General features: G+C 61.5%; 23 protein-coding genes. 2 read left to right on the top strand and 21 right to left on the bottom strand.

The annotated features are described in order from the left end of the window. Nucleotide 1: 1 nt before the first annotated feature. From hflX to dusB, 8 genes are all read right to left on the bottom strand, one after another. Nucleotides 2-1300: a GTPase HflX gene (gene hflX, locus DZG07_RS14260; protein WP_245429645.1), complete on the bottom strand. Its 1299-nt coding sequence runs from the start codon at nucleotides 1298-1300 to the stop codon at nucleotides 2-4. Between the two features lie 96 nt (nucleotides 1301-1396). Beyond that, entirely contained in the window at nucleotides 1397-1645 is a 249-nt protein-coding gene (hfq, locus tag DZG07_RS14265) for an RNA chaperone Hfq (protein ID WP_091913695.1), read from the bottom strand. A gap of 287 nt (nucleotides 1646-1932) precedes the next feature. Continuing rightward, the gene (trkA, locus tag DZG07_RS14270) at nucleotides 1933-3309 is read right to left on the bottom strand and encodes a Trk system potassium transporter TrkA (protein WP_119818022.1); all 1377 of its coding nucleotides are present in this window, start codon (nucleotides 3307-3309) and stop codon (nucleotides 1933-1935) included. 35 nt (nucleotides 3310-3344) lie between these two features. Further along, nucleotides 3345-4709: a sigma-54 dependent transcriptional regulator gene (locus tag DZG07_RS14275; RefSeq protein ID WP_091913697.1), complete on the bottom strand. Its 1365-nt coding sequence runs from the start codon at nucleotides 4707-4709 to the stop codon at nucleotides 3345-3347. Next, nucleotides 4699-6984 carry a PAS domain-containing sensor histidine kinase gene (locus DZG07_RS14280; protein WP_119818025.1) on the bottom strand — a complete coding sequence of 762 codons (2286 nt, stop codon included), beginning with the start codon at nucleotides 6982-6984 and terminating at the stop codon, nucleotides 4699-4701. Before DZG07_RS14280 ends, DZG07_RS14275 begins: the two co-directional genes overlap by 11 nt. Nucleotides 6985-7104: 120 nt before the next feature. Then, nucleotides 7105-8562, bottom strand: a complete 1458-nt coding sequence (ntrC, locus tag DZG07_RS14285; RefSeq protein WP_119818028.1) for a nitrogen regulation protein NR(I) — start codon at nucleotides 8560-8562, stop codon at nucleotides 7105-7107. Then, nucleotides 8559-9698 carry a nitrogen regulation protein NR(II) gene (locus DZG07_RS14290; protein WP_091913700.1) on the bottom strand — a complete coding sequence of 380 codons (1140 nt, stop codon included), beginning with the start codon at nucleotides 9696-9698 and terminating at the stop codon, nucleotides 8559-8561. Before DZG07_RS14290 ends, ntrC begins: the two co-directional genes overlap by 4 nt. Beyond that, nucleotides 9695-10720 (bottom strand): tRNA dihydrouridine synthase DusB, encoded by a 1026-nt coding sequence (gene dusB / locus DZG07_RS14295; protein ID WP_119818031.1) that lies wholly within the window; start codon nucleotides 10718-10720, stop codon nucleotides 9695-9697. Before dusB ends, DZG07_RS14290 begins: the two co-directional genes overlap by 4 nt. A 139-nt stretch (nucleotides 10721-10859) precedes the next feature. Between dusB and DZG07_RS14300 the strand changes: the two genes are divergently transcribed. Beyond that, entirely contained in the window at nucleotides 10860-12083 is a 1224-nt protein-coding gene (locus tag DZG07_RS14300; RefSeq protein WP_119818033.1) for a bifunctional 2-C-methyl-D-erythritol 4-phosphate cytidylyltransferase/2-C-methyl-D-erythritol 2,4-cyclodiphosphate synthase, read from the top strand. After that, a complete protein-coding gene (locus tag DZG07_RS14305) occupies nucleotides 12080-12565 on the top strand; it encodes a CinA family protein (protein ID WP_091913702.1) in 486 nt (161 codons plus the stop codon). The genes DZG07_RS14300 and DZG07_RS14305 overlap by 4 nt, the downstream gene beginning before the upstream one ends. Nucleotides 12566-12575: 10 nt before the next feature. Here DZG07_RS14305 and DZG07_RS14310 read toward each other — a convergent pair whose 3' ends face one another. From DZG07_RS14310 to eno, 13 genes are all read right to left on the bottom strand, one after another. Further along, on the bottom strand, nucleotides 12576-13031 hold the full coding sequence (locus DZG07_RS14310; protein ID WP_119818036.1) for a GNAT family N-acetyltransferase: 456 nt from the start codon (nucleotides 13029-13031) through the stop codon (nucleotides 12576-12578). Next, nucleotides 12997-13473 carry a type II toxin-antitoxin system RatA family toxin gene (locus tag DZG07_RS14315; RefSeq protein ID WP_091913704.1) on the bottom strand — a complete coding sequence of 159 codons (477 nt, stop codon included), beginning with the start codon at nucleotides 13471-13473 and terminating at the stop codon, nucleotides 12997-12999. Before DZG07_RS14315 ends, DZG07_RS14310 begins: the two co-directional genes overlap by 35 nt. Nucleotides 13474-13476: 3 nt before the next feature. Then, nucleotides 13477-14454: a lipoyl synthase gene (gene lipA, locus DZG07_RS14320; RefSeq protein ID WP_091913705.1), complete on the bottom strand. Its 978-nt coding sequence runs from the start codon at nucleotides 14452-14454 to the stop codon at nucleotides 13477-13479. A gap of 8 nt (nucleotides 14455-14462) precedes the next feature. Further along, on the bottom strand, nucleotides 14463-14741 hold the full coding sequence (locus DZG07_RS14325) for a GlsB/YeaQ/YmgE family stress response membrane protein (RefSeq protein WP_119818039.1): 279 nt from the start codon (nucleotides 14739-14741) through the stop codon (nucleotides 14463-14465). A 79-nt stretch (nucleotides 14742-14820) separates the two neighbouring features. Further along, nucleotides 14821-16266, bottom strand: coding sequence for a dihydrolipoyl dehydrogenase (gene lpdA, locus DZG07_RS14330; protein WP_119818042.1), 1446 nt, complete (start codon nucleotides 16264-16266; stop codon nucleotides 14821-14823). A gap of 17 nt (nucleotides 16267-16283) precedes the next feature. After that, a complete protein-coding gene (locus tag DZG07_RS14335) occupies nucleotides 16284-16859 on the bottom strand; it encodes a GNAT family N-acetyltransferase (protein WP_091913708.1) in 576 nt (191 codons plus the stop codon). Then, the gene (locus DZG07_RS14340) at nucleotides 16856-17497 is read right to left on the bottom strand and encodes an SGNH/GDSL hydrolase family protein (protein WP_119818045.1); all 642 of its coding nucleotides are present in this window, start codon (nucleotides 17495-17497) and stop codon (nucleotides 16856-16858) included. The genes DZG07_RS14335 and DZG07_RS14340 overlap by 4 nt, the downstream gene beginning before the upstream one ends. Further along, nucleotides 17494-17937, bottom strand: coding sequence for an endonuclease domain-containing protein (locus tag DZG07_RS14345; protein WP_245429492.1), 444 nt, complete (start codon nucleotides 17935-17937; stop codon nucleotides 17494-17496). The genes DZG07_RS14340 and DZG07_RS14345 overlap by 4 nt, the downstream gene beginning before the upstream one ends. A gap of 92 nt (nucleotides 17938-18029) precedes the next feature. After that, nucleotides 18030-19409 (bottom strand): pyruvate dehydrogenase complex dihydrolipoamide acetyltransferase, encoded by a 1380-nt coding sequence (locus DZG07_RS14350; protein ID WP_119818051.1) that lies wholly within the window; start codon nucleotides 19407-19409, stop codon nucleotides 18030-18032. A gap of 13 nt (nucleotides 19410-19422) precedes the next feature. Then, nucleotides 19423-20811, bottom strand: a complete 1389-nt coding sequence (locus DZG07_RS14355; RefSeq protein ID WP_119818054.1) for a pyruvate dehydrogenase complex E1 component subunit beta — start codon at nucleotides 20809-20811, stop codon at nucleotides 19423-19425. 14 nt (nucleotides 20812-20825) lie between these two features. Then, on the bottom strand, nucleotides 20826-21869 hold the full coding sequence (gene pdhA / locus DZG07_RS14360; protein ID WP_091913713.1) for a pyruvate dehydrogenase (acetyl-transferring) E1 component subunit alpha: 1044 nt from the start codon (nucleotides 21867-21869) through the stop codon (nucleotides 20826-20828). A 173-nt stretch (nucleotides 21870-22042) separates the two neighbouring features. Then, a complete protein-coding gene (locus tag DZG07_RS14365) occupies nucleotides 22043-22369 on the bottom strand; it encodes a septum formation initiator family protein (RefSeq protein ID WP_119818056.1) in 327 nt (108 codons plus the stop codon). 145 nt (nucleotides 22370-22514) lie between these two features. Beyond that, nucleotides 22515-23789 carry a phosphopyruvate hydratase gene (gene eno, locus DZG07_RS14370; protein WP_091913715.1) on the bottom strand — a complete coding sequence of 425 codons (1275 nt, stop codon included), beginning with the start codon at nucleotides 23787-23789 and terminating at the stop codon, nucleotides 22515-22517. Nucleotides 23790-23849 lie beyond the last annotated feature (60 nt).

Here is a 23849-nt window from a genome sequence, read left to right on the forward strand (position 1 = left end):
GTTACCCGTTGTTTTTACGCCGTAATCTGCTTTCGATCTCGTCGCGCGCGACAGCGGTGGCTTTCATCGAAATCGACACACTGCCGTCCTCATTGTCCGTCCGCTTGACGATGTCGCCATTGCGGTAAAGCCAATCGACCATGCCGAGCTGGCTCGGCGACAATGTCACATTCACCGGCTCCAGTTCTCCCGACAGCCGCTCTTCGATCAGTGCCGCAAGCGCGTCGATGCCCTCGCCGGTGATGGCGGAAATTGCGACGGGCGGAGCCGGCTTGCCGCTTGCGCTCTCGGCCAGCAGCCGTTCGCGATTGCCCTCGTCCAGCCTGTCGATCTTGTTCCAGACTTCGACGATGCGCTTGCTGTCAGCGGCGTCGACGCCCAGATCGACCAGAATATGCTCGACATCTTCCGCCTGCGCCGCCGTATCCGGATCGGATATGTCGCGCAGGTGGATGATCAGGTCGGCCTCGACCACCTCTTCCAGCGTGGCGCGAAACGCCGCGATCAGATGGGTCGGCAGATCGGAGATGAAGCCGACCGTATCGGACAGGATGATCGGCGTGCCATGTGGCAGTCGCACGCGCCGCAGCGTCGGATCGAGCGTCGCAAACAACATGTCCTCGGCAAGCACGCCTGCTCCGGTCAACCGGTTGAACAGCGTTGACTTGCCGGCATTGGTGTAGCCGACGATGGCGACAACCGGAAACGGCACCTTTTTGCGCTTGGCGCGGTGAAGGTCGCGGGTCCTGCGGACCGTCTCAAGCTCGCGTTTGAGCTTGATGATCTTTTCCTGCAGCGCGCGTCGGTCCGATTCGATCTGCGTTTCGCCGGGGCCGCCGAGGAAGCCCGCGCCGCCGCGCTGGCGCTCAAGGTGGGTCCAGCTGCGAACCAGCCGGCCCTTCTGATAATTGAGATGGGCAAGCTCGACCTGCAGCGTGCCTTCCTTGGTGCGCGCCCGCCGGCCGAAGATTTCGAGGATCAGCCCGGTGCGGTCTAGCACCTTGGCGTTGGTCTCTTTTTCCAGGTTACGCTGCTGTACCGGCGTCAGCGGATGATCGACGATCACCAGATCCGCATGGGTTTCGCCAACGATTTCAGCGAGTTCTTCCACCTTGCCGCTGCCCAGCAGCGTTGCCGGGCGCGGATCGTTGACGGTGACGATGGCGGTGTGCACGGGATTTAGATCGATCGCGCGCGCCAGACCGACCGCTTCCTCCAGCCGCGCCTCGGCTGAGCGCGTCAGGCGCGGACGGTTCGAGTCCTCGTCATTGCGCTGCTGGCGTGAAAGCACCGGCACGATGACGACGGCGCTGGTCGGTTTTTCCGCAGTGGAGCGCTCCGAGCCATCAGCCCGTGATCTATGCGCCCCGTTGCCGGCGTGTTTTTCTTGAGCCAATCAGGCGCCCTGGTTGCTTTCCTCACCATCGAACATCTGAACCGGCTGGCTCGGCATGATGGTGGAAATCGCATGTTTGTAGACGAGCTGGGAATGCCCGTCGCGGCGCAGCAACACACAGAAATTGTCGAACGACGTCACCACGCCGGTCAGCTTTACGCCGTTGATCAAAAAGATTGTAAGTGGGTTCTTGCTCTTCCGAACCGAGTTCAGGAATAGATCCTGAAGATTTTGCGACCGTTCCGCCATTTTTCTTATCTTTCGCCGATCCCCCGTCGATTTGCGAGCCACTGCGCCAAAATAATTGACCCATGTCAAGCGCGCAAACCACCCCTTGTCGTAAGCCACGACAAGCGGAACGAGACATATTGAAGTAAATTCCTGCTAAGCCGTTATCAGCCTAACCTTTTTTCCGCAACGTCAAAAACACCTGATGCTGCGAAAGCACAGGCCATACCACCGAAGGTTGATCGCTACATTGCAAATTGCAACGATTTCAGAGCGTTTTTGCCGACATTGCCGATCGCCGGCAAACTTCAAAAAAATTCGAGGCTGACGCGAAACATCTGCTCCACATGCCGAACGGCGTCGGCGAGAGCGAAGATAACGACGCGATCCTTCGGCCTGATTCTCATCGCGCCGTTCGGCTTCAGCACCTGTCCGTCCCGATAGATGGCGCCGATGCGCATGCCATCCGGCAGGTCGAGATCGCGCAGATAGCCGCCGACGAGCGGCGAGGTTTCGAGCGCTTCGGCTTCGATGATCTCGGCAGCACCGCGCTGGACGCTGTGAACGGCGCGGATGCGGCCGCGCCGGACGTGCTGCAGCACGCGGGAGATCGTTATCGAGCCCGGATTGACGTAGGCGTCGATGCCGAGCGACTTGGTAAGATCCTGGTAGGCCGGATTGTTGATCAGAACCAGATTGGCCTTGCAGCCCAGCCGCTTGGCCATGACGCTCGACAGGATGTTGACCTGATCGTTGTTGGTCAGCGCGACCATCAGGTCGGCATCCTGGATGTCAGCCTCCAGCAGAAGCTTCTGGTCAAGCGCGCTGCCATTCAGCACAACCGTGCGCCGAAGCTGGTCGGCAACGGTGACGGCGCGTTCGCGCGAGGACTCGATGATCTTGATCTTGGTGCGGCTCTGGCGCTGCTCGATGGTCTTGGCGACATACAGGCCGATATTGCCGCCGCCGGCGATAACGATGCGCGTCGCCTCCTCCTCATCATGCCCGAAAAGGCCCAGGGTGCGGCGAACCTGATCCTTGGGCGTGACGACATAGGCGAGATCGCCCGGCAAAAGCTGGTCTGCCGAATGCGGTATGAACAGGTTCTGACCGCGGGTGACGCCAACCACGGTCGACAGCAGGTCGGGAAACAGCTCGCTCAACTGTGCCAGCGGCGTATGCACGACCGGGCAGTCCTCCAGGCATTCGATCGCCACCATCGCGATCTTGTTCTCGGCAAAGCGCACGACGTCAGTGGCACCCGGCAGCGCGATGCGGCGCAGCACCATTTCGCCGACTTCCATCTCCGGCGAGATGATCACGTCGATCGGCAGATGCTCGCGCGAAAACAGGTCCTGATAATGCGGCTTGAGATAGGATTGTGCGCGAATGCGGGCGATCTTCATCGGCACGTTGAACAATGCGTGAGCCACCTCGCAGGCGACGATGTTGACCTCATCGTGAAGCGTAACCGCGATGATCATGTCGGCGTTCTGCGCGCCGGCAGCTTCAAGCACTTCGGGGTGCGAGCCGTGCCCGACAAAGCCGCGCACGTCCAGCGTGTCGCGCACCGCCTGAATGAGTTCCGGCGCGGTATCGATGATCGAAACGTCGTTCTTCTCGGCGGCCAGGCGCTCGGCAATGCCGTAGCCGACCTGACCCGCACCGCAGATGATCACGCGCATTTAGCGCGCCAGCCGGTTTAGTGGATCGAACACGCTTAGACCCCGAGCGATTTGAGTTTTCGGTGAAGTGCCGATCGCTCCATACCAATGAACTCGGCCGTGCGCGAGATGTTGCCGCCGAAACGGTTTATCTGCGCGATCAGATATTCCTTCTCGAACATTTCACGCGCTTCGCGCAGCGGCAGCGCCATGATGTGCTGGTCGGACTGATTGGGCGCCCGCGGCATGACGTCTCCGATCTCCGAAGGCAGGAGGTCGGCCGTAATCGGCGCGTCGACATCGTCTGCGCGAACCAGAATCATCAGGCGTTCGATGTTGTTGCGAAGCTGGCGCACATTGCCCGGCCAGTTGTGCGCCTGCAGCACCGCCATGGCGTCATCGCCGATGCGGCGCGGCTTGATGCCGGCCTGTCGCGCAATCTGCTTGATGAAGCCGTCGACCAGATAGGGAATGTCCTCGCGACGCTCGGCAAGGCCTGGCACATGGACCGGGACCACCGCCAGACGGTGATAGAGATCCTCTCGGAAGCGTCCCTCGGCGATCATGCCTTCGAGGTTCTGGGCGGTCGAGGAGATGATGCGCACGTCGACCTTGACGCGCTTGGTGCCCCCTACCCGCTCGAATTGCTGATCGACGAGCACGCGCAGGATCTTGCTCTGCGTTTCGCGCGGCATATCGGCCACTTCGTCGAGATACAGGATGCCGCGATGGGCTTCCTCCAGCGCGCCCACCTTGCGCTCACCGCCGCCATTCGATTCCGTGCCGAACAGCTCGACCTCCATGCGTTCGGGCGTGATCGTTGCCGAATTCACCGAAACGAACGGTCCGGTCTTGCGCGCTGAAAGCGCATGGATGGCGCGGGCCGCCTGCTCCTTGCCGGAACCCGAGGGGCCGATGATCATGACGCGGCTGTTGGTGGGCGCAACGCGCTCGATCGTCTGCCGCAACTGGCTCATGGCCGACGACATGCCGATCAGGTCGAAGGATTCGCCGCTGCGCATCTTCAGTTCGGAAACTTCGCGTTTGAGCTTCGATGTTTCGAGCGCGCGTTCGGCGATCAGGATCAGCCGGTCGGCCTTGAACGGCTTTTCGATGAAGTCATAGGCGCCGCGCCTTATCGCCGACACCGCGGTCTCGATATTGCCATGGCCCGATATCATCACGACCGGGAGGCTTGGGTGCATCACCTTGATCTGATCGAGCAAGGCCAGCCCGTCGAGGCGTGAACCCTGCAGCCAGATGTCGAGGAACACCAGCCTCGGCACGCGATCGGCGATAGACGCAAGTGCGCTGTCGGCATCGTGGGCCGTTCGGGTTTCATGACCCTCGTCGCTCAAAATTCCGGCGACAAGTTCGCGGATATCTTCTTCGTCATCGACGATGAGAATGTCAGACGCCATTATCGACCTTTTCAGTTTCTCGTTCGTTTTCAACGTTCCCGCCACCTTGCCCCTTAGCCGAAGCTTCGGTGGCGGAAGGAAGCAGAATGCTGATCATCGCGCCGCGCCCGCCGTGGAAATCGGCGGGTGCGTCATGAAGTTCCAATTGCCCGCCATGGTCCTCGATGATCTTCTTGACGATCGCGAGGCCAAGGCCGGTACCTTTTTCACGTGTGGTCATATAGGGCTCGAGAAGCCGTTGGCGATTCTCGCGTGGCAGGCCCTTTCCGTTGTCGATCACGTCGACGCGAATCATCGCGCCCTGGCGCTGCGCCTGTATCCGGATGACCCCCGGTTCATTACCCTCCCGCTCCGTGGATTCGATCGCCTCAGCCGCATTCTTGATGACGTTGCCGAATGCCTGGGACAGAAGGCGGCTGTCGAAAGTGCCCTTCAGCGACTCGCTGCCGAAATCACGCTCGAAAGCGATATCGGAACGGCTGACCTCGACCAGGAAAGAGGCTTCATGCAGCGCCTCGCGCAGGTCGATGTTCCGCATTTCCGGTTTAGGCATGCGTGCGAAGGCGGAGAATTCGTCGACCATGCGGCCGATATCGCCGACCTGCCGGATGATCGTGTCGGTGCACTGATCGAAAACCTCGCGATCCTCGGTGATGACCTTGCCGTAGCGGCGCTTGATGCGCTCGGCAGAGAGCTGGATCGGGGTCAGCGGGTTCTTGATTTCATGGGCGATGCGCCGCGCGACATCGGCCCAGGCAGATGTGCGCTGCGCCTGCATCAGGTCGGTAATGTCATCGACGGTCACGACGTAGGATTTCTCGCCATGCTCGTTGTCGTCTTCTTCGATCGTCACCTGCACATTGAAGGTGCGCTCCGCGCCGGCGCGGTAGAACGTCACCTGCTCACGATATGCAGGGCGGCCTGAGCTGCGGCAGATTTCGAATACGCGGCCGACATGCGGCAGAATGGCGGACAGGTTCTGACCCATCGAGGTTTCGGCCGATATCGCCAGCATGGTCTCGGCGGAGCGATTGACGATGGTCACGATGCCGTAAGGATCAACGCCGATGACGCCGGCCGTTACGCCGGACAGAACGGCTTCGGAAAAACGCCGCCTCTCGTCCACCAGATCCTTGGCTTGCAGGATTTCGTTACGCTGCGACTTGAGCTGCAGGATCATCTTGTTGAACGTGTCACCCAGCGAGGCAACATCGCCATCGGACTGACGCACCGGCACGGAAACATCGAGATTGCCTGTGGAGACGTCGTCGGCAGCACCGATCAACTGCCGGATCGGACGTACGAGGCGATCCGCGACCGCGATACCGGTCCAGATAGCCGACAGAACGACGATCAGCGTGAGCGACAGATAAGGAAGCGCGAGTGCTACCTGCGAGGTGCGGCGGTTTACTTCCAAGCCGCGATACTCGTCGGTGTTGGCGCGCACGATTTCCCGGGCCTTGATGACCTCCGGATCGACGAGGCGGATCGTGTAGAGGTAGACCCCTTCGATCTCCTTCAGCTTGATGATTGCCCCGACGATGTTGCGGGTGCGCGGCTCGATCATCTGCGGCGTTTCATTTGCCTCTGCCGCCGCTCCGGGCGGCGGCTCCGGCATGGGAAAATCGGCGGTCGTCTCCGCCGTCATCACAAACGATCCGTCCGCCTTGATCAGTGCCGCATGTGCCAGCGAACGGCCGGCGGCCTGCTGGCTCATGAAATTGCGAAAGCCTGTCCGGTCGAGGCTGTAGAGTGCTCTTGCATTGTCTAGGTCGTAGGCCATCGACAGCGTCGTGCCCATGAGATTGCGACCGTTTTCCAGGACATAGGCATCGGCGATCGAGAGCGAGGAATTGACGATCGTCTTGGTGCGGATTTCGAACCAGCGATCGAGGCCGATGTTCAACGTGATCGAAGCAATGATCGCCACCGCAAGTGCGGGCACCGCTGCAACCAGCGCGAACATCGTGACAATGCGCACATGAAGGCGTGACGCCGCCTTGCCGGTCCGCCGCGCATTGAGAATGCGGTGAACCTCGCGCACCACCAGCGCGGCAAGGAACAGGATGAACGCAGCATTGGCGCCAATGAGAATCAGCGTCGTCGTCGGATTGGGCGTGAGCGGGGTCGCACCGACCAGAATGGCGAACGACACTGCTGCGGTCAGCAGCGCGCCAACCACGGCTATGACGCCGGGCAAAGCCAGAAGCCGCCTGCCGTCTGCGCGCGCTGCCGGGAAGACAGATCGCGAGAATATTGAACTCTGAGTCGTCATGCCGCCGCTTGCAAAGCCTACAATTGCGTTGAATCTATGCAACACATTGTGGCGATTATGCAACAAAAGTGGCGGCAGTGGTAATGTTTGACGCGATTGCGGCGGAAATCCACCGCGAAATCATCCCTGCTTGGAAGCCCGGTAGACGTTGACGCCGAGTTCGCGGATTTTCTTGCGCAGCGTATTGCGGTTCAACCCCAGCAATTCCGCGGCCTTGATCTGATTGCCGCGGGTGGCCGTCATCGATGCCAGCACAAGCGGGAATTCGACCTCGGCAAGAATGCGCTGATAGAGCCCTGGGGGCGGCAATTCGCCACCGAAGGAGGCAAAATACCGCTGCAGGAAATGCTCGACGGCCTGGCCGATCGACAGATCGTCGGGAACGAGGGTCCCGCCGCTCATCGTCTGCTGGTCGCCGGTTTTCAGTTCGGTCTCGATGATCTCGGGCGAGATTTCGTCCTGCGCGTAAAGTGCGGCCAGCCGGCGAACCAGATTTTCCAGTTCGCGTACATTGCCCGGCCATGGGTAGCGCTTCATCAGTTCGAGACCACCGCTCGAAATGCGCTTGACCTGCAAGCCTTCGCTTTCGCCCTGCTTGAAGAAGTGCCGGACGAGGTCGGGAATGTCCTCCGAGCGCTCACGCAGCGCCGGAAGCCTTAGTGGCACGACGTTCAAGCGGTAGAAAAGGTCTTCACGAAACAACCCTTGATTGATCAGCGTGCGCAGATCCTTGTTGGTCGCGGCGACGATGCGCACGTCCGTCTTGATCGGGGTGCGGCCACCGACGGTCGTGTATTCGCCCTGCTGCAGTACGCGCAGCAGCCTCGTCTGCGCCTCCATCGGCATGTCGCCGATCTCATCGAGGAACAGCGTGCCGCCCTCTGCCTGTTCAAAACGGCCGGTCGAACGGTTCTGCGCGCCGGTGAAGGCGCCTTTCTCGTGCCCGAACAGTTCCGATTCGATCAGGTCGCGCGGGATGGCGGCCATGTTGATGGCCACAAAGGGACCGTTACGGCGACGGCCATATTCATGCAGCGCCCGGGCCACCAGTTCCTTGCCGGTGCCCGATTCGCCGGAAATCATCACCGTCAGGTCGGTCTGCATCATGCGGGCGAGCATGCGGTAGATGTCCTGCATGGCCGCCGAACGCCCGACCAGCGGCATCGTCTCCGGCTGGTCGTCATGCCGCGGCTCGATCTTCGGCCGCTTGGGTTCCGACAGGGCGCGGTTGACGATGTTGAGGAGTTCGGTGAGGTCGAACGGCTTGGGCAGATATTCGTAAGCGCCTGTCTCCGAGGCGCGGATGGCGGTCATGAAGGTGTTCTGCGCGCTCATGACGATGACCGGCAGTTCCGGCCGCGCCTTCTTGATGCGCGGCAGCATGTCGAAGGCGTTTTCGTCGGGCATCACCACGTCGGTGATGACCAGATCGCCCTCGCCCGCCGCCACCCAGCGCCACAAGGTTGCGGCGTTGGAGGTGACGCGAACTTCATGCCCGAAGCGCGACAGCGCCTGATTGAGCACGGTGCGGATGGCGGCGTCGTCGTCCGCTACGAGAATATTGCCGCGGACCGTCATTTCCGGTGTCCTTCGCTTGCGCCGTCATGGTGCGGCGCCGTTTCCTTCCACGCCGGCATCAGCACACGGAATGTCGTGCCGCGCGGGGTGGATTCGCATTCGATGATGCCGCCATGCTCGCCGACGATCTTGGCGACCAGCGCCAGACCGAGACCCGAGCCGTTCGGCTTGGTTGTGATGAAGGGATCGAACAGGATCGGCAGTATGTCTTCCGATACGCCCGGCCCGTTGTCGTGAACGCAGAACTCCAGCGGCAGCGAAACGCGATCCTGCGATCCCGCCACCGAAACGCGCATGCCGGGGCGGAAAGCTGTGGAGAGCGTGATTTCACCGTCGGGCTTCGAGCCGATGGCTTCGGCCGCGTTCTTGATCAGATTGAGGAAGACCTGGATGAGCTGGTCACGGTTTGCAAAGACTGAAGGAAGCGATGGATCATACTCTTCCAATATATTGATCTTGTTTGCAAAACCGTTCTTGGCCAGCGCCTTCACATGGTCGAGGACAATGTGAATATTCACCGGGTAGCGGTCAATCGGACGCTCGTCGGAAAAGACCTCCATGCGGTCGACCAGCGAAACGATGCGGTCGGTCTCGTCGGTGATCAGCCGCGTCAAGGCACGATCCTCGTCGGACACTGCAGTCTCGAGTAGCTGCGCTGCCCCGCGAATGCCCGACAGCGGGTTCTTGATCTCATGCGCCAGCATCGCCGCAAGCCCGGTCACGGAGCGCGCTGCCCCGCGATGGGTCATCTGCCGGTCGATCTTGTCGGCCATAGAGCGTTCCTGGAACATCACGACGACCGAGCCCGGCAGTTCCGGCACCGGCGCGACATAGATGTCGACCACCTTCTCGATGCCGAGGCGCGGCGAAGACACATCGACCCTGTACTCGTTGACCGGCGCGCGCCGTTCACGAACCTGCTCGACCAGCGCCAGGATCGGGCTGCCGAAAGGCACGAACCGCGCCAGCGTGTTGCGCGCCAGAACGGTTGCGCTCGAGCGGAAGAAGTCCTCCGCATCGGCGTTGGCGTAGGAGATAAAATCGTCCGGCGCGATCATGACGACCGGTCGGCGGATCGTGTTCAGCACGATCTGTGCCGCATCCGCAGCGCTCACCGGTGTGTCCATTATGCTCATGCAGCGTTCCTCGCAGGCATTTCGGCTTGCGCCGTGAAAGCCTGTCTCAATGTACGGATTACGATCGCCGGGTCGAAGGATGTCAGGATTTTCGCCCGCAGCTCTGCCGCAAGGCCGTCGGCATGGCGATCCAGATACCAGCCAAGATGCTTTCTGGCCTGACGCAGGCCGCTTTCCACGCCGTAATGCGCCAGCATGTCCTCGTAATGCGAGACGACGTAGTCGGCGAGCTGTTCGGATGTTTGCGGCAGCCCCGGCGCGCCAATGTTTGCCGCCGCAGCAGCAATCATTCCCGCGGCCCACGGCGCGCCATAGCTACCGCGCCCGACCATCATGGCATCGGCGCCGGATTGCGCGAGAATGCCTGCCGCATCGGCGGCTGAGCAGACATCGCCATTGGCGACGACGGGTATGGATACGGCTGCCTTGACGCGCGCAATTGCCCGCCAGTCGGCTTTGCCCTGGTAGAACTGGCAGCGGGTGCGGCCATGGATGGTGACCATTTTCACGCCGGCCTGCTCCGCCCGGCGCGCAAGGATCGGCGCGTTGAGCGCGCTTTCGTCCCAGCCGAGGCGCATCTTCACCGTAACCGGCACATCGACAGCGCCGACGACCGCCTCGATCAGCGTCAGCGCATGGTCGAGATCACGCATCAGTGCCGAGCCGGAATAACCGCCGGTGACCTTCTTGGCCGGGCAGCCCATATTGATATCGACGATATCAGCGCCCTCGCCCGCCGCTATCCGCGCGCCTTCGGCCATGTGCACAGCCTCGCGGCCGGCAAGCTGGACCATGTGTACCGGCAATCTCGAATGCCGTATGCGCCGCGCTGACTCGGCATGGCCTTTAGCCAGTTCGCCGCTGGCTACCATTTCGGAGACGACGAGCCCTGCCCCATGCGCGTAGGCGCGCTCACGGAATGGCAAATCCGTGACACCGGACATCGGCGCGAGAAAAACGCGATTGCGGATTTTGACGCCACCGATTTCGAGCGGTTTGGCAAGGTCCGTGAAATCAGGCATGCACAAATACCAAGCAATCCTTCTTGTTGCACATTCTCTAGCCAGTTTTGGCTGCGCATGCAACGCTGAAGTGGTTCAACAATGTGGCGGTTTCGGGAAATCGCTGGCCTTCGGGCCGGGCTGCGACTATGCGTCTCGCATGGCTATAGAGCAACCTGAATCAACCGGAAAGCGGTCCATCGCGGCGATCATTCTTGCCGCCGGGCGTGGCGAGCGTGCCGGGCAAACCGACGGGCCCAAGCAATATCGCAGGATCGGCGGACGAGCCGTCATCGCCTGGACGCTGGATGCTTTCATCGATCACCCTGGCATTGGACCTATCGTCGTTGCGATACATCCTGATGACGATGCGCTTTTCGCAGAAGCGGCAGGCACGCTCCCCAACCGGGTGGTGACGGTGAAAGGCGGCAGGACACGGCAGGAATCGACCTGGCTTGCGCTGCAGGCGCTTGACGGCCACCAGCCGGAAGCCGTGCTCATTCATGATGGCGTGCGCCCATTCGTCGATGCCGCAACGATGGACCGGGTGATTGCCGCCATCGATGAAAAGCACGGCGCTCTGCCCGCTTTGCCCGTTTCCGACACGCTGAAGCGCGAAGCCTCGGACGGCACGATCGCGGAGACCATCCCTCGGGCCGGCCTGCATGCGGCACAGACGCCGCAGGGTTTTCCGTTCGAACTCATCCGCGAAACGCATCGCCGTGCATTCGAGGCTGGGCGTATCGACTTCACCGACGATGCGGCAATCGCCGAATGGGCGGATATCCCGGTGCGGATCGTTCTCGGCTCGCCCGACAATGTCAAACTCACCTGGGCAAGGGATATTTTCATGGCAGATCAACGCCTTGGCGGACGCAGCTCGAGCTTTCCCGATGTCCGCACCGGCAATGGCTACGATGTGCATTCCTTCGAAACAGGCGATCACGTCACGCTATGCGGCGTCGCCATCCCGCATAACAAGCGGCTTTCCGGCCATTCCGACGCCGATGTCGGGCTCCATGCCCTGACCGATGCGCTGCTGGCAACCTGCGGTGCGGGCGATATCGGCACGCATTTTCCGCCCTCCGATCCACAATGGAAGGGTGCTGCATCGCACATCTTCGTGGAGCATGCCGCAAAGATCGTTCGCTCGAACGGCGGGCGGATCGCCAATGCCGACATCACGCTCATTTGCGAAGCGCCGCGCGTCGGCCCGCATCGCGAGGCGATGACGGAGGCGCTGTCGAAAATGCTCGGAGTCACCAAAAATCGCATTTCCATCAAGGCGACCACCAATGAAAAACTCGGGTTCGTCGGCCGCGAGGAAGGCATAGCGGCAATCGCGACCGCCAGCGTGGTCTATCCAGGGGAACTGCCCGAATGAGCGATCTTCAGCAACTAGCGATCGCCTTTCTCAAGGCATGCCGCGACCACGGCATCATGGCCGCCACGGCGGAATCCTGCACCGGTGGTATGATCGCCGCGGCTTTGACCGACATAGCGGGATCGTCCTCGGTGGTCGATCGCGGCTTTGTCACCTACTCCAATGAAGCCAAGATGGAGATGCTCGGCGTTTCCGCCGCCACGCTCGACGCTTATGGCGCGGTTTCGCGCGAGACCGCATATGAGATGGCAGCGGGAGCGCTTGCGCGTTCCAGGGCAGGCATCGCCATGGCGGTTACGGGCGTCGCCGGGCCGGACGGCGGTTCGCCGGAGAAGCCGGTCGGCCTCGTCTGGTTCGGCCTTGCGATAAAGGATTGGCCCATCATCACGGAAAGCCACGTCTTCGAGAACAACGGCCGGGACTTCATTCGCCGTGAAACCGTGCGGACCGCACTGGAAATGAGCCTGAGGGAACTTGGCTGAGGCTAGCCGCCTACAGCTGCAAAGCCATGCCTATCGAGGCAGGCGCCGTGGGCTCAAAGCCGAACTTTTCATACAGATGCCGCGCCGGGCCGTCCGCTATAAGGCTGACATAGGCAGTCTCGGGAGCCGTGGCGCGCAGATGGCCGACCAGCGCCTCCATGATTTTCTTGCCCAGGCCCTTGCCCTGATGATCCGGATCAACGGCAATGTCGGTGATTTGATAGAAGCACCCGCCATCCCCGATAATCCGCCCCATGCCGACCGTCTCGCCGTTCCATATCAGCGTGACCGCATAGATCGTATTGGGCAAACCGAGAGCGGCGGCTTCTAGTGTCTTTTCGCTTAGCCCCGAGATGCTGCGCAGCCATCTGTAGGTTTTGATATCGGGCGTACCGACAACCAGCAGATAGTCGTCGGCTTCAGGATTGTTGTTATCCAACTGCTTTGACCGATTCTGGCTTGCCATAGATTACTTCCGCCCGCTTCTCGAACGCTTCGACGAACATGCGGAAGGCGCGGTCGAACATTGCGCCCATCAGCGCGCCGAGAATGCGGCTCTTGAATTCGTAGTCGATGAAGAAATGGATATCGGTGCCTGCCCCGCTCTCGGCGGCATCAAAGCGCCAGATGTTGCTGAGGTAGCGAAATGGGCCGTCGAGATATTTCACGTCGATGGCATTCTCGTCCGGTTTCAGATGAACCTGGCTGGTAAAAGTCTCGCGGATCGCCTTGTAGCCGACGGTCATGTCGGCAACCAGCAGCGTGCGCCCGTCACGTTCCTTGCGGGAGCGGACGCTCAATGCTTCGCATAGCGGCAGGAACTGCGGATATTGTTCGACATCCGCAACGAGCGCAAACATCTGGTCGGGCGTGTGGCCGACGTGGCGGATGGTCTCGAATTTCGGCATAGTCTAGGCGGAAGCCTTGGCCGACTTCTTGAGATGCTCTTCACGCGCTGCCCGGAGCTTGGCGAAATCGTCGCCGGCATGGTGCGACGAGCGCGTCAGCGGGCTGGAAGCCACAAGAAGAAAGCCCTTGGTCATGCCGACCGTCTCATAGGACTTGAACTCGTCCGGCGTCACGAACTTCTTGACCGCGTGGTGCTTCTTCGACGGCTGCAGATACTGGCCGATGGTCATGAAGTCGACATCGGCGCTGCGCAGATCGTCCATGAGCTGAAGCACTTCGTTACGCTCTTCGCCCAGCCCGACCATGATGCCGGACTTGGTGAAGATCGACGGATCGAGCTCCTTGACCCGCTGCAACAGCCGGATCGAGTGGAAATAGCGCGCGCCCGGACGCACCGTCAGATAGTTCGACGGCACCGTTTCGAGGTTGTGGTTGAAAACGTCAGGCTTGGCCGCAACAACGATCTCCAGCGCGCCTTCCTTGCGCAGGAAGTCCGGCGTCAGGATTTCAATGGTGGTCGCAGGCGTTGCCGCGCGGATGGCACGGATCACGTCGGCGAAATGCTGTGCGCCGCCATCGTCGAGATCGTCGCGATCGACCGAGGTGATGACGACATGGGTGAGGCCCATCTGCTTGACAGCCTTGGCCACGCTTTCCGGCTCGTTCGGGTCGAGCGGCAGCGGCCGTCCCGTCGCGACATTGCAGAAGGCGCAGGCGCGGGTGCAAATCTCGCCCATGATCATGAAGGTGGCGTGCTTCTTCTCCCAGCACTCACCGATATTGGGGCAGCCGGCCTCCTCGCACACCGTCACCAGCTTGTGCGATCGCACGATCTCGCGCGTTTCGGCATAGCCCTTGGAGACAGGCGCCTTGACGCGAATCCAATCGGGCTTGCGCAGAACCTCCTGATCAGGCCGATGCGCCTTCTCGGGGTGCCGCACGCGCGGCGTGGTCGAAACCAGATCGAGGACGGTAACCATTTATCTTCCTAGCTCGCACGCTGCGTGCGGCCGAATATCCAGAGAATGACGATCGCGCCGACGATGGCGACGAGCAGATTGCCGAAGAAGCCGTAGTAGTTGACGTTCAGCAGTCCGGCCAGCGTTCCGCCGACGAAGGAGCCGGCAATGCCGACCAGGATGTTGGTGAAAAAGCCGTGGTCGCGGTTCATCGTCTTTTCGGCGACATAGCCGGCAAGAAAGCCGATGATCAACATGCCGAAAAAGCCGGTTCCCGGCATTCCCATAATTCCGTGGCTCGGTTCCATCACCGCCTCCTCGCGACCCTTGGTTCACCCCATATAAGTCAGAACGTCGCGCTGCAACAGACCCGCCAGAGACCAGCTGTCATGCGTTCAGCGCGCGGCCGTAAGCGTCGAGCACACTTTCCTTCATCATTTCCGACAGCGTCGGATGCGGGAAGATCGTGTGCATCAATTCTTCCTCGGTGGTTTCGAGGTTCATGGCCACCACAAAACCCTGGATCAGTTCGGTCACTTCAGCGCCGACCATATGCGCGCCGAGCAGCTGCCCGGTCTTCTTGTCGAAAATGGTCTTCACCATGCCCTGGTCCTCGCCAAGTGCTATCGCCTTGCCGTTGGCGACGAAGGGAAAGCGGCCGACGCGGATGTCGTGGCCCTGCTCCTTGGCCTTCGCTTCGGTGAGACCGACCGAGGCAACCTGCGGATTGCAGTAAGTGCAGCCGGGAATCTTCAGCTTGTCCATCGGATGAACATTAGGCAGGCCGGCAATTTTTTCGACGCAGATGACCGCCTCATGCTCGGCCTTGTGCGCCAGCATCGGCGGGCCGGCGACGTCGCCGATGGCGTAGATGCCCGGCACATTGGTCTTGCCATAGCCATCGATGACGATGGTGCCGCGCTCCACCTTCACGCCGAGCGCTTCCAGCCCGATGTTCTCGACATTGCCCTGCACGCCGACGGCCGAGATCAGCCGGTCGGCGGTGATCTTCTCGACCTTGCCGTCCTTCATCTCGACATGGGCAGTGACCGAGTTCGCACCCTTCTCGACCTTGGTCACTTTCGCCTCGAGGATGATCTTCATCCCCTGCTTCTCGAACTGCTTCTTGGCGAATGTCGAGATTTCGGCGTCCTCCACCGGCATAACCTGCGGCAGCAGCTCGACCACCGTTACCTCGACGCCCATGGTGCGATAGAAGCTGGCGAATTCGATGCCGATCGCGCCCGAGCCCATCACCAGCAGCGACTTCGGCATTTCCGGCGGCACCATCGCCTCGAAATAGGTCCAGATCAGCTTGCCGTCCGGCTCGATGCCGGGCAGCGCGCGCGGGCGGGCGCCGGTGGCGACGATGATGTGCTTGGCGGTGTAGGTGCCCTCGCCCTTGGTGTTCTTCGGCAATGGCGCCTGCGGCTGCATCGGCTTCTTGGCGGTCTTGGAAACCACGATCTCGCCGGGCTTGGAAAGCTTTGCCTCACCCCAGATCACATCGACCTTGTTCTTCTTCATCAGGAAGCCGACGCCGCCATTCATGCGCTCGGCAATGCCGCGCGAGCGGGCGACGACCGCCTTCAGGTCGGCCTCGATCTTGCCGTCGATCTTCAGGCCGTAGCTCTTGGCGTGTTCGGCATAGTGGAAAATCTCGGCCGAGCGCAGCAGCGCCTTGGTTGGGATACAACCCCAGTTTGAACAGATGCCGGCTAAGTGTTCGCGTTCGACGATTGCCGTTTTCAGGCCAAGCTGCGCCGCGCGGATCGCCGCGATGTAGCCGCCGGGACCCGAACCGATGATGATGACGTCATAGTTTTCGGCCATGTGTTTCCTGCCTTCTTCTATGCCACGTTTCGGGTGAGCAGCACCCATTCGTGTCTCTTGCTGTTTTCGGACAACGGCACCGCCTCGATGCGCTCGGCTTCGGCGAAGCCGTTCATGCGATATAGGTTCTGGGCCGTTTCATTGTGGCTTTCGGTAATCAGGCTGACCGGTCCATCGGCCATGTCGATTTCGCGTTCAAGCAGTGCGCGACCGATGCCCTTGCCGCGATGATGCTTGTAGACGCCGAGACTGTCGATGAACCGGTTACCGACCACCTTGCGCTGGAGCGCCAACAGCGGCTCGATCACCGGGTGCGGGGCGACGATCTCATGCACGCTGTCATCCAGATCGTAGGCGATGGATGTTCCGGCGACTTCACCGTCCCATTCGGCAAGGACGGCGCTGCGCCATGCGCCCGGCTCGTCTTCCCGCATCTTGGCGCGCCCGCGCTCCAGTGCCGTGTCCGTTGTTCCGTTGATGACGGCGCCATACCAGAGCCAACTGGCAAAGCCGTGCGAAGCGACATCGACCAGAACCGCGAGCTCGGCAGCATCGCGCCGTTCGGCGGGCCGAATGGCAAGACGCGCGCTCATTTAAGCTCCAGCATGACCCGCGCCACCGGCGCGATCGCCTCGCCGACCCTGCGCGTGTTTTCAGCGTCGAGATGTACGCCGTCGAGCGGGGTGGTTTCGGCGACGGAGCCGGCATCGAAAAAGCCGCAGCCAAGTTCGTCGGCCAGTGCCGCATATTGCCCCGCGAGTTCGCGTGAAGCCTTGTCGCCGCCAGCAAACATCCCGGCAAAGTCGGCGTCTTCCGTGCGACTGACGGATGGCGGCGAAACCAGCAGGATCTCCGGCGCTTCGGCTTCAAGCGGGTATGGATGGCCCTGTACGATCCTGACAAGGCGCGCCATGCCCTGCTTGGCCGCGATCGGATTGCCGTGGATCCACGGCTTCATGTCGTTGGAGCCGAGCATGATGATGATCAGGTCGAGCGGCGCGTGCGTGCCGAGCAGCGTCGGCAGGACGCGCGCACCATTGCGGTCCTCGCCGGCGAGATGATCGTCGAACGCCGTCGTGCGGCCATTGAGACCTTCGGCGATGACCTTCACACCGTCGCCGAGTGCCGCCTGCAGAACGCTCGGCCAGCGATCCTCATAGGCATGACGCGAAGGACCCTCGGCGTTGTAGCCCCAGGTCAGTGAATCGCCGAAGCAGAGGACGGTTTTCATAATGCCGTGCTCCCCGAGGCAACTTCCCCTCCCCCTTGCGGGGAGGGGTAAGGGGTGGGGGTGGCTCCGCCAAGCGCCAACCTGACCGAATTGAGCACGCGTTCCCGGCCCAACAACACTTCGGCATTGGAAAACCGCAAAATCCGAAACCCTTCAGCACGCAAATATTCGTCGCGTTGCCGGTCATAGCTCATGGCTTCGTCTGTCTTATGAATTTCGCCGTCCACTTCAATGATCAGCCGATGCTTCAGGCAGCAGAAATCAACTACATAAATACCGATCGCGACCTGTCGGCGAAAGTGCGTCTGCCCCAGGTCGGGCATTTCGCGAAGGTGCTGCCAAAGCCGCTTTTCCGCTTCGGTCGTCGCCTTGCGCAGCCTCGGCGCATTAGCGCGGGCGTTGGCCGACTGCACTTTCTCCGGCGGCTTATTCCAGGGCAAGTCCATTCTCCTGAAGACTTGGTGTTAGCGGATCGACCCCCACCCGGTCGCTAACGCGACCACCCTCCCCGCAAGAGGGAGGGTTTTCAGCGTCAGACCAGCATTCCCATCGGGTTTTCGATGTGGCGCTTGAAGGCCGTCAGCAGTTCGGCTCCGAGCGCGCCATCAACGGCGCGGTGATCGGTCGAGAGCGTCACCGACATGATGTTGGCTATTCTGATCTCGCCGTTCTTGACCACGGCCCGCTCCTCGCCCGCGCCGATCGCCAGGATGGTGGCGTGGGGCGGGTTGATGACGGCGGCAAAGTCCTTGATGCCGAACATGCCGAGATTGGAAACGGCCGTCGTGCCGCCCTGGAACTCTTCCGGCTTCAGCTTGCGGTCGCGGGCACGCTTGGCCAGGTCCTTCATCTCGTTGGAAATGACGGACAGCGTCTTCTCGTCGGCCTTGCGCACGATGGGCGTGATCAGGCCGCCGGGGATCGACACGGCAACGCCGACATCGGCATGCTTGTGCTGGACCATGTTCTGCTCGGTCCACGACACATTCGCCGTCGGCACGTCGCGCAGGGCCAGCGCCATCGCCTTGATGATCAGGTCGTTGACCGACAGCTTGTAGGCCGGCACGTCGCCCTTCTCGGTCTTGCGCATCGGTGCGGCAGCGTTGAGCTGCGCGCGAAGTCCCAGCAGCGCGTCGAGTTCGCAGTCGAGCGTCAGGTAGAAATGCGGGATCGTGGTCTTTGCCTCGACCAAACGCCGCGCGATGACCTTTCGCATATTGTCATGCGGAACGAGTTCATAAGTGCCTTCGGCAAACAGCTTGAGCACGGCGTCGTCCGACATTGCCTTCGGTGCCGGTGCAGCTCCTGCGGGTGCCGGCGCCTTGGCTTCGGGCGCAGCCTTTGCGCCACCGCCGGCAATCGCCGCCTCGACGTCCGCCTTGACCACGCGGCCATGCGGGCCGGTGCCGGCAATACCGGCAACATCGACGCCGGCATCCTTGGCAATGCGACGGGCAAGCGGCGAAGCGAAGGCCCGGTCTCCCGATGCTTCACTCTTTGCGGCGGGCGCGGCTGCGCCGTTTGTCGCGGGAGCCGCCGCTTTTTGGGGCTCAGCCGCGGCAGCCTTGGGTGCCTCAGCCTTTGCCGCTTCCGGCTTCGCTGCCTCGGTCTTTTCGGGCGCGGCCTTTGCCGGAGCGTCGCCGCCCTTGGCGGCAGCGCTTGCATCCTCGCCTTCCGCCGCAAGCACGGCGATCAGCGCATTGACCTTCACGCCTTCGGTGCCGGCCGGAACGACCAGCTTGGCGACGATGCCTTCATCGACGGCTTCGACTTCCATCGTCGCCTTGTCGGTCTCGATCTCGGCGATTACGTCGCCCGGCGAAACCTTATCGCCTTCCTTGACCAGCCACTTGGCGAGATTGCCCTCTTCCATCGTGGGCGAAAGGGCCGGCATGGTGATGTTGATCGGCATAGCGTCCTCCCGCTTAGCGATACGTGACGGCTTTCACCGCCTCGACGACCTCGCCGACATTCGGCAGCGCCAGTTTCTCAAGGTTGGCCGCGTAAGGCATCGGCACATCCTTGCCGGCGATGGTGATCACCGGCGCATCGAGATGGTCGAAGGCGCGCTGCGAAACCTGGTTGGCGATGAAGTCGCCGACCGAGCTCTGCGGGTAGCCTTCTTCAACGACGACTAGACGGTTGGTCTTCTTGACCGAGGCGATGATCGTGTCGAAGTCGAGCGGGCGAATGGTCCTCAGATCGATGATCTCGACATCGATACCCAGGCCGCGCAGTTCGGCTTCCGCCTTGACCGCATAGGTCATGCCGATGCCGAAGGAGACGATGGTCACGTCCTTGCCGGTCTTGTGGATGCGTGCCTTGCCGATCGGGAGGACAAAATCATCGAGCTTCGGCACGTCGAAGGACTGGCCGTAGAGAATTTCGTTCTCAAGGAAGATGATCGGGTTCGGATCGCGGATCGCCGCCTTGAGCAGGCCCTTGGCGTCGGCAGCCGTATAAGGCATCACCACCTTCAGGCCCGGAATATGGCTGTACCAGGCGGCATAGTCCTGGCTGTGCTGGGCGGCGACGCGGGCGGCAGCACCGTTCGGGCCGCGGAAGACGATTGGCGCACCCATCTGGCCGCCGGACATATAGAGCGTCTTGGCGGCGGAGTTGATAATCTGGTCGATTGCCTGCATGGCGAAGTTGAAGGTCATGAACTCGACGATCGGCTTCAAGCCGGCCATTGCCGCACCGACGCCGACGCCTGCAAAGCCGTGTTCGGTGATCGGCGTATCGACGACGCGACGCGCACCGAATTCCTGCAGCAGCCCTTGCGTGATCTTGTAGGCGCCCTGGTATTCGGCAACTTCCTCGCCCATGACGAACACGTCCTCGTCGCGGCGCATTTCTTCTGCCATCGCATCGCGAAGCGCTTCGCGGACGGTGGTCGAGACCATCTCGGTGCCGGCCGGAATATCCGGGTCGGCTGCGACTTCGATCTTGGGAGCGGCTGCGACGGGCGCGGGCTTGGTTTCGGCCGGCGCTTCTGCGGGGTTCTCTGCTGGAGCCTTGGCAGACACTTCCTCTTCGCCAACGCCTTCGCCGAGCTTGTCGATGTCCTCGCCTTCGACCGCAAGGATTGCGATCGGCGTGTTCACCTTGACGCCTTCGGTGCCTGCGGGCACGAGAATCTTTCCGAGTACGCCTTCGTCAACGGCTTCGACTTCCATCGTCGCCTTGTCGGTTTCGATCTCGGCGATGACGTCGCCGGCGACGACCTTGTCACCTTCGTTCTTCAGCCATTTCGAGAGGTTTCCCTCTTCCATGGTCGGCGAGAGCGCGGGCATGAGAATTTCGATCGGCATGTCCAGCCCTCCCCTTAGTGCGTGATGTCGGTGTAGAGCTCGGAAGCATCCGGCTCGGGATCGGTCTGCGCGAATTCGGCTGCATCGGCAACGATGTCGCGCACCTCCTTGTCGACCGCCTTAAGATCGTCCTCGCTCGCCCACTTCTTTTCGAGAACGCGCGCCTTCACCTGCTCGATCGGATCGTGCTCGGAGCGCATCTTCTGCACCTCCTCCTTCGACCGGTATTTCGCCGGGTCGGACATGGAGTGGCCGCGATAGCGGTAGGTCTGCATTTCAAGGATGATCGGGCCCTTGCCCGAGCGGCACCATTCGGTCGCCAGGTCGGCTGCGGCCTTCACCGCGCGCACATCCATGCCGTCGACCTGTATGCCGGGAATGCGGAACGAGGCGCCGCGCTGCGAGAAATCCGTCTCGGCCGAAGAACGCGATACCGACGTGCCCATGGCGTAACGGTTGTTTTCGATGATGTAGATCACCGGCAGCTTCCACAGCGAGGCCATGTTGAAGCTTTCATAGACCTGGCCCTGGTTGGCCGCACCGTCGCCGAAATAGGTCAGCGAGACATTCTTGTTCTCGCGGTAGCGGTTGGCGAAGGCGAGACCGGTGCCGAGCGATACCTGCGCACCGACGATGCCGTGCCCGCCGTAGAAATTCTTCTCCTTGGAGAACATGTGCATGGAGCCGCCCTTGCCCTTGGAGTAGCCTCCACGGCGACCGGTGAGCTCTGCCATCACGCCGCGCGGCGACATATCCATGGCCAGCATATGGGCGTGGTCGCGATAGGCGGTGATCATCTGATCGCCTTCGATCAGCGCCATCTTGAGGCCGGTAACCACCGCCTCCTGCCCGATATAGAGATGGCAGAAGCCGCCGATGAAACCCATACCGTAGAGCTGGCCGGCTTTCTCCTCGAAACGCCGCATCAGCAGCATGTCGCGGTAGGCAGCGAGTTCCTGCTCCTTGGTGAAATCGACGGGCTTGGGCGCCACCGGCGCGGAACTGGATTTGCCGTCCGTTTTGGATCGAACGGACGCCTTCTTGGCGGCAGCAGCCATGCATCACTCCCTGGCAATGTCTCTTGTCGGACATGGAAGGGGATGTGCTTCCCCCTCGAATTGGAATGAGGCTAGCATGCAATTCAACGTTCGGCCATGCGGAAAAATGCATGGCTGGCATGCACGTAACCGACTAGAAACATTGAAGATATTGATGATTAACCGACTTACGGTTAATTCGTCTCGTCCGAGGAACGGATGATCGTGATCTCATCGGAATGGGACAGGTTCAACGCCTTGCGCGCCTGTTCGTCCAGCATGTCCTTTTCGAGCGTGCCGTCATGCAGGAGTTGCACCCTGCGCTCAAGCTCGATGCGCTGCGATCTTACAGTATCCAGCTTGGCCTGCAACTCGACCGTCCGGTCCTGCAGCCGGTACTTGGAATAGATGCCGAATTCGCCGTTATAGGCATGAAAACCGAAATAGGACAGGAACAGCACGGCAAGGGCCGGCACGATGAGCCGTCCGGTTTTTCTTTCTTTGTGCTGACGTGTCCACATGGCGCAGATTCCTTCTGCCGTTATCTCGCGCCATCATGCTTAATGTCCGGTTACGAGGGCGAGAAAATCAGCATCCCGGAATCAAAAAAGGCGAGGATCACTCCCCGCCTTTCCGTGAAAACCAAGCGATAGAAACAGAGGGCAATCAGCCCTTCAGGATCGAGCGTCCTGCAAAGCGCGCCTGCGTGCCGAGCTCTTCCTCGATGCGGATGAGCTGGTTGTACTTGGCGGTACGGTCCGAGCGTGCCAGCGAGCCGGTCTTGATCTGCCCGCAATTGGTGGCGACGGCGAGATCGGCGATGGTCGAATCTTCCGTCTCGCCCGAGCGATGCGACATGACGGCGGTGTAGGCCGCCTTATGCGCCGTCTCTACCGCGTCCAGCGTCTCGGTCAGCGTGCCGATCTGGTTGACCTTGACCAGGATCGAGTTGGCGACGCCCATGCGGATGCCGTCGCGCAGGCGGGCCGAATTGGTGACGAAGAGATCGTCGCCGACCAGCTGGACCTTCTTGCCGCAAAGATCGGTGAGATACTTCCAGCCTTCCCAGTCGTCCTCGGCCATGCCATCCTCGATCGAGATGATCGGATAGTCGCCGGCGAGCTTTGCCAGGTATTTTGCCTGCGTCTTGGGATCGCGGCTCTTCTTCTCGCCTTCATAGACGTAAGCGCCGTCCTTGAAGAACTCAGTCGCAGCGCAGTCCAGTGCGAGGGCGACGTCCTCGCCGGGCTTGAAACCGGCCTTCTCGATCGACTCCATGATGAAGTCGAGCGCTGCCGGCGCGCTCTTCAGGTTCGGCGCGAAACCGCCCTCGTCGCCGACATTGGTGTTGTGGCCGGCATCCTTCAGGCGCTTCTTCAGCGTGTGGAAGATTTCCGAGCCCCAGCGCACAGCGTCACGGAAGGTTGGCGCGCCGACCGGCATGATCATGAATTCCTGGAAGTCGATCGGATTGTCGGCATGCGCGCCGCCATTGATGATGTTCATCATCGGCACCGGCAGAACGCGGGCGTTGGCGCCGCCGACATAGCGATAAAGCGGCAGGCCGGCAGATTCGGCTGCTGCCTTTGCGACCGCAAGCGAGACGCCGAGAATGGCATTGGCGCCGAGACGGGCCTTGTTCGGCGTGCCGTCGAGGTCGATCATGATCTGGTCGATGCCGGCCTGATGCTCGGCCTCAAGACCGCCGACAGCCTCGAAAAGCTCGCCGTTCACGGCTTCGACAGCGCGCTCGACACCCTTGCCGAGATAGCGCGGGCCGCCGTCGCGCAGTTCGACCGCCTCATGCGCACCCGTCGAAGCGCCCGAAGGAACCGCTGCGCGGCCCATCGAGCCGTCTTCCAGCACCACGTCCACTTCCACGGTCGGGTTGCCGCGGCTGTCGAGAATTTCACGGCCGATGATGTCTACGATTGCGGTCATAGGGAGGGTTCCTCGGTGCTGGAGGGTTGGGTCGGGCCTCTCTTAGCGGAAGCCCCACAA

This window comes from Mesorhizobium sp. DCY119 (assembly GCF_003590645.1).
GTDB lineage: Bacteria > Pseudomonadota > Alphaproteobacteria > Rhizobiales > Rhizobiaceae > Mesorhizobium_M.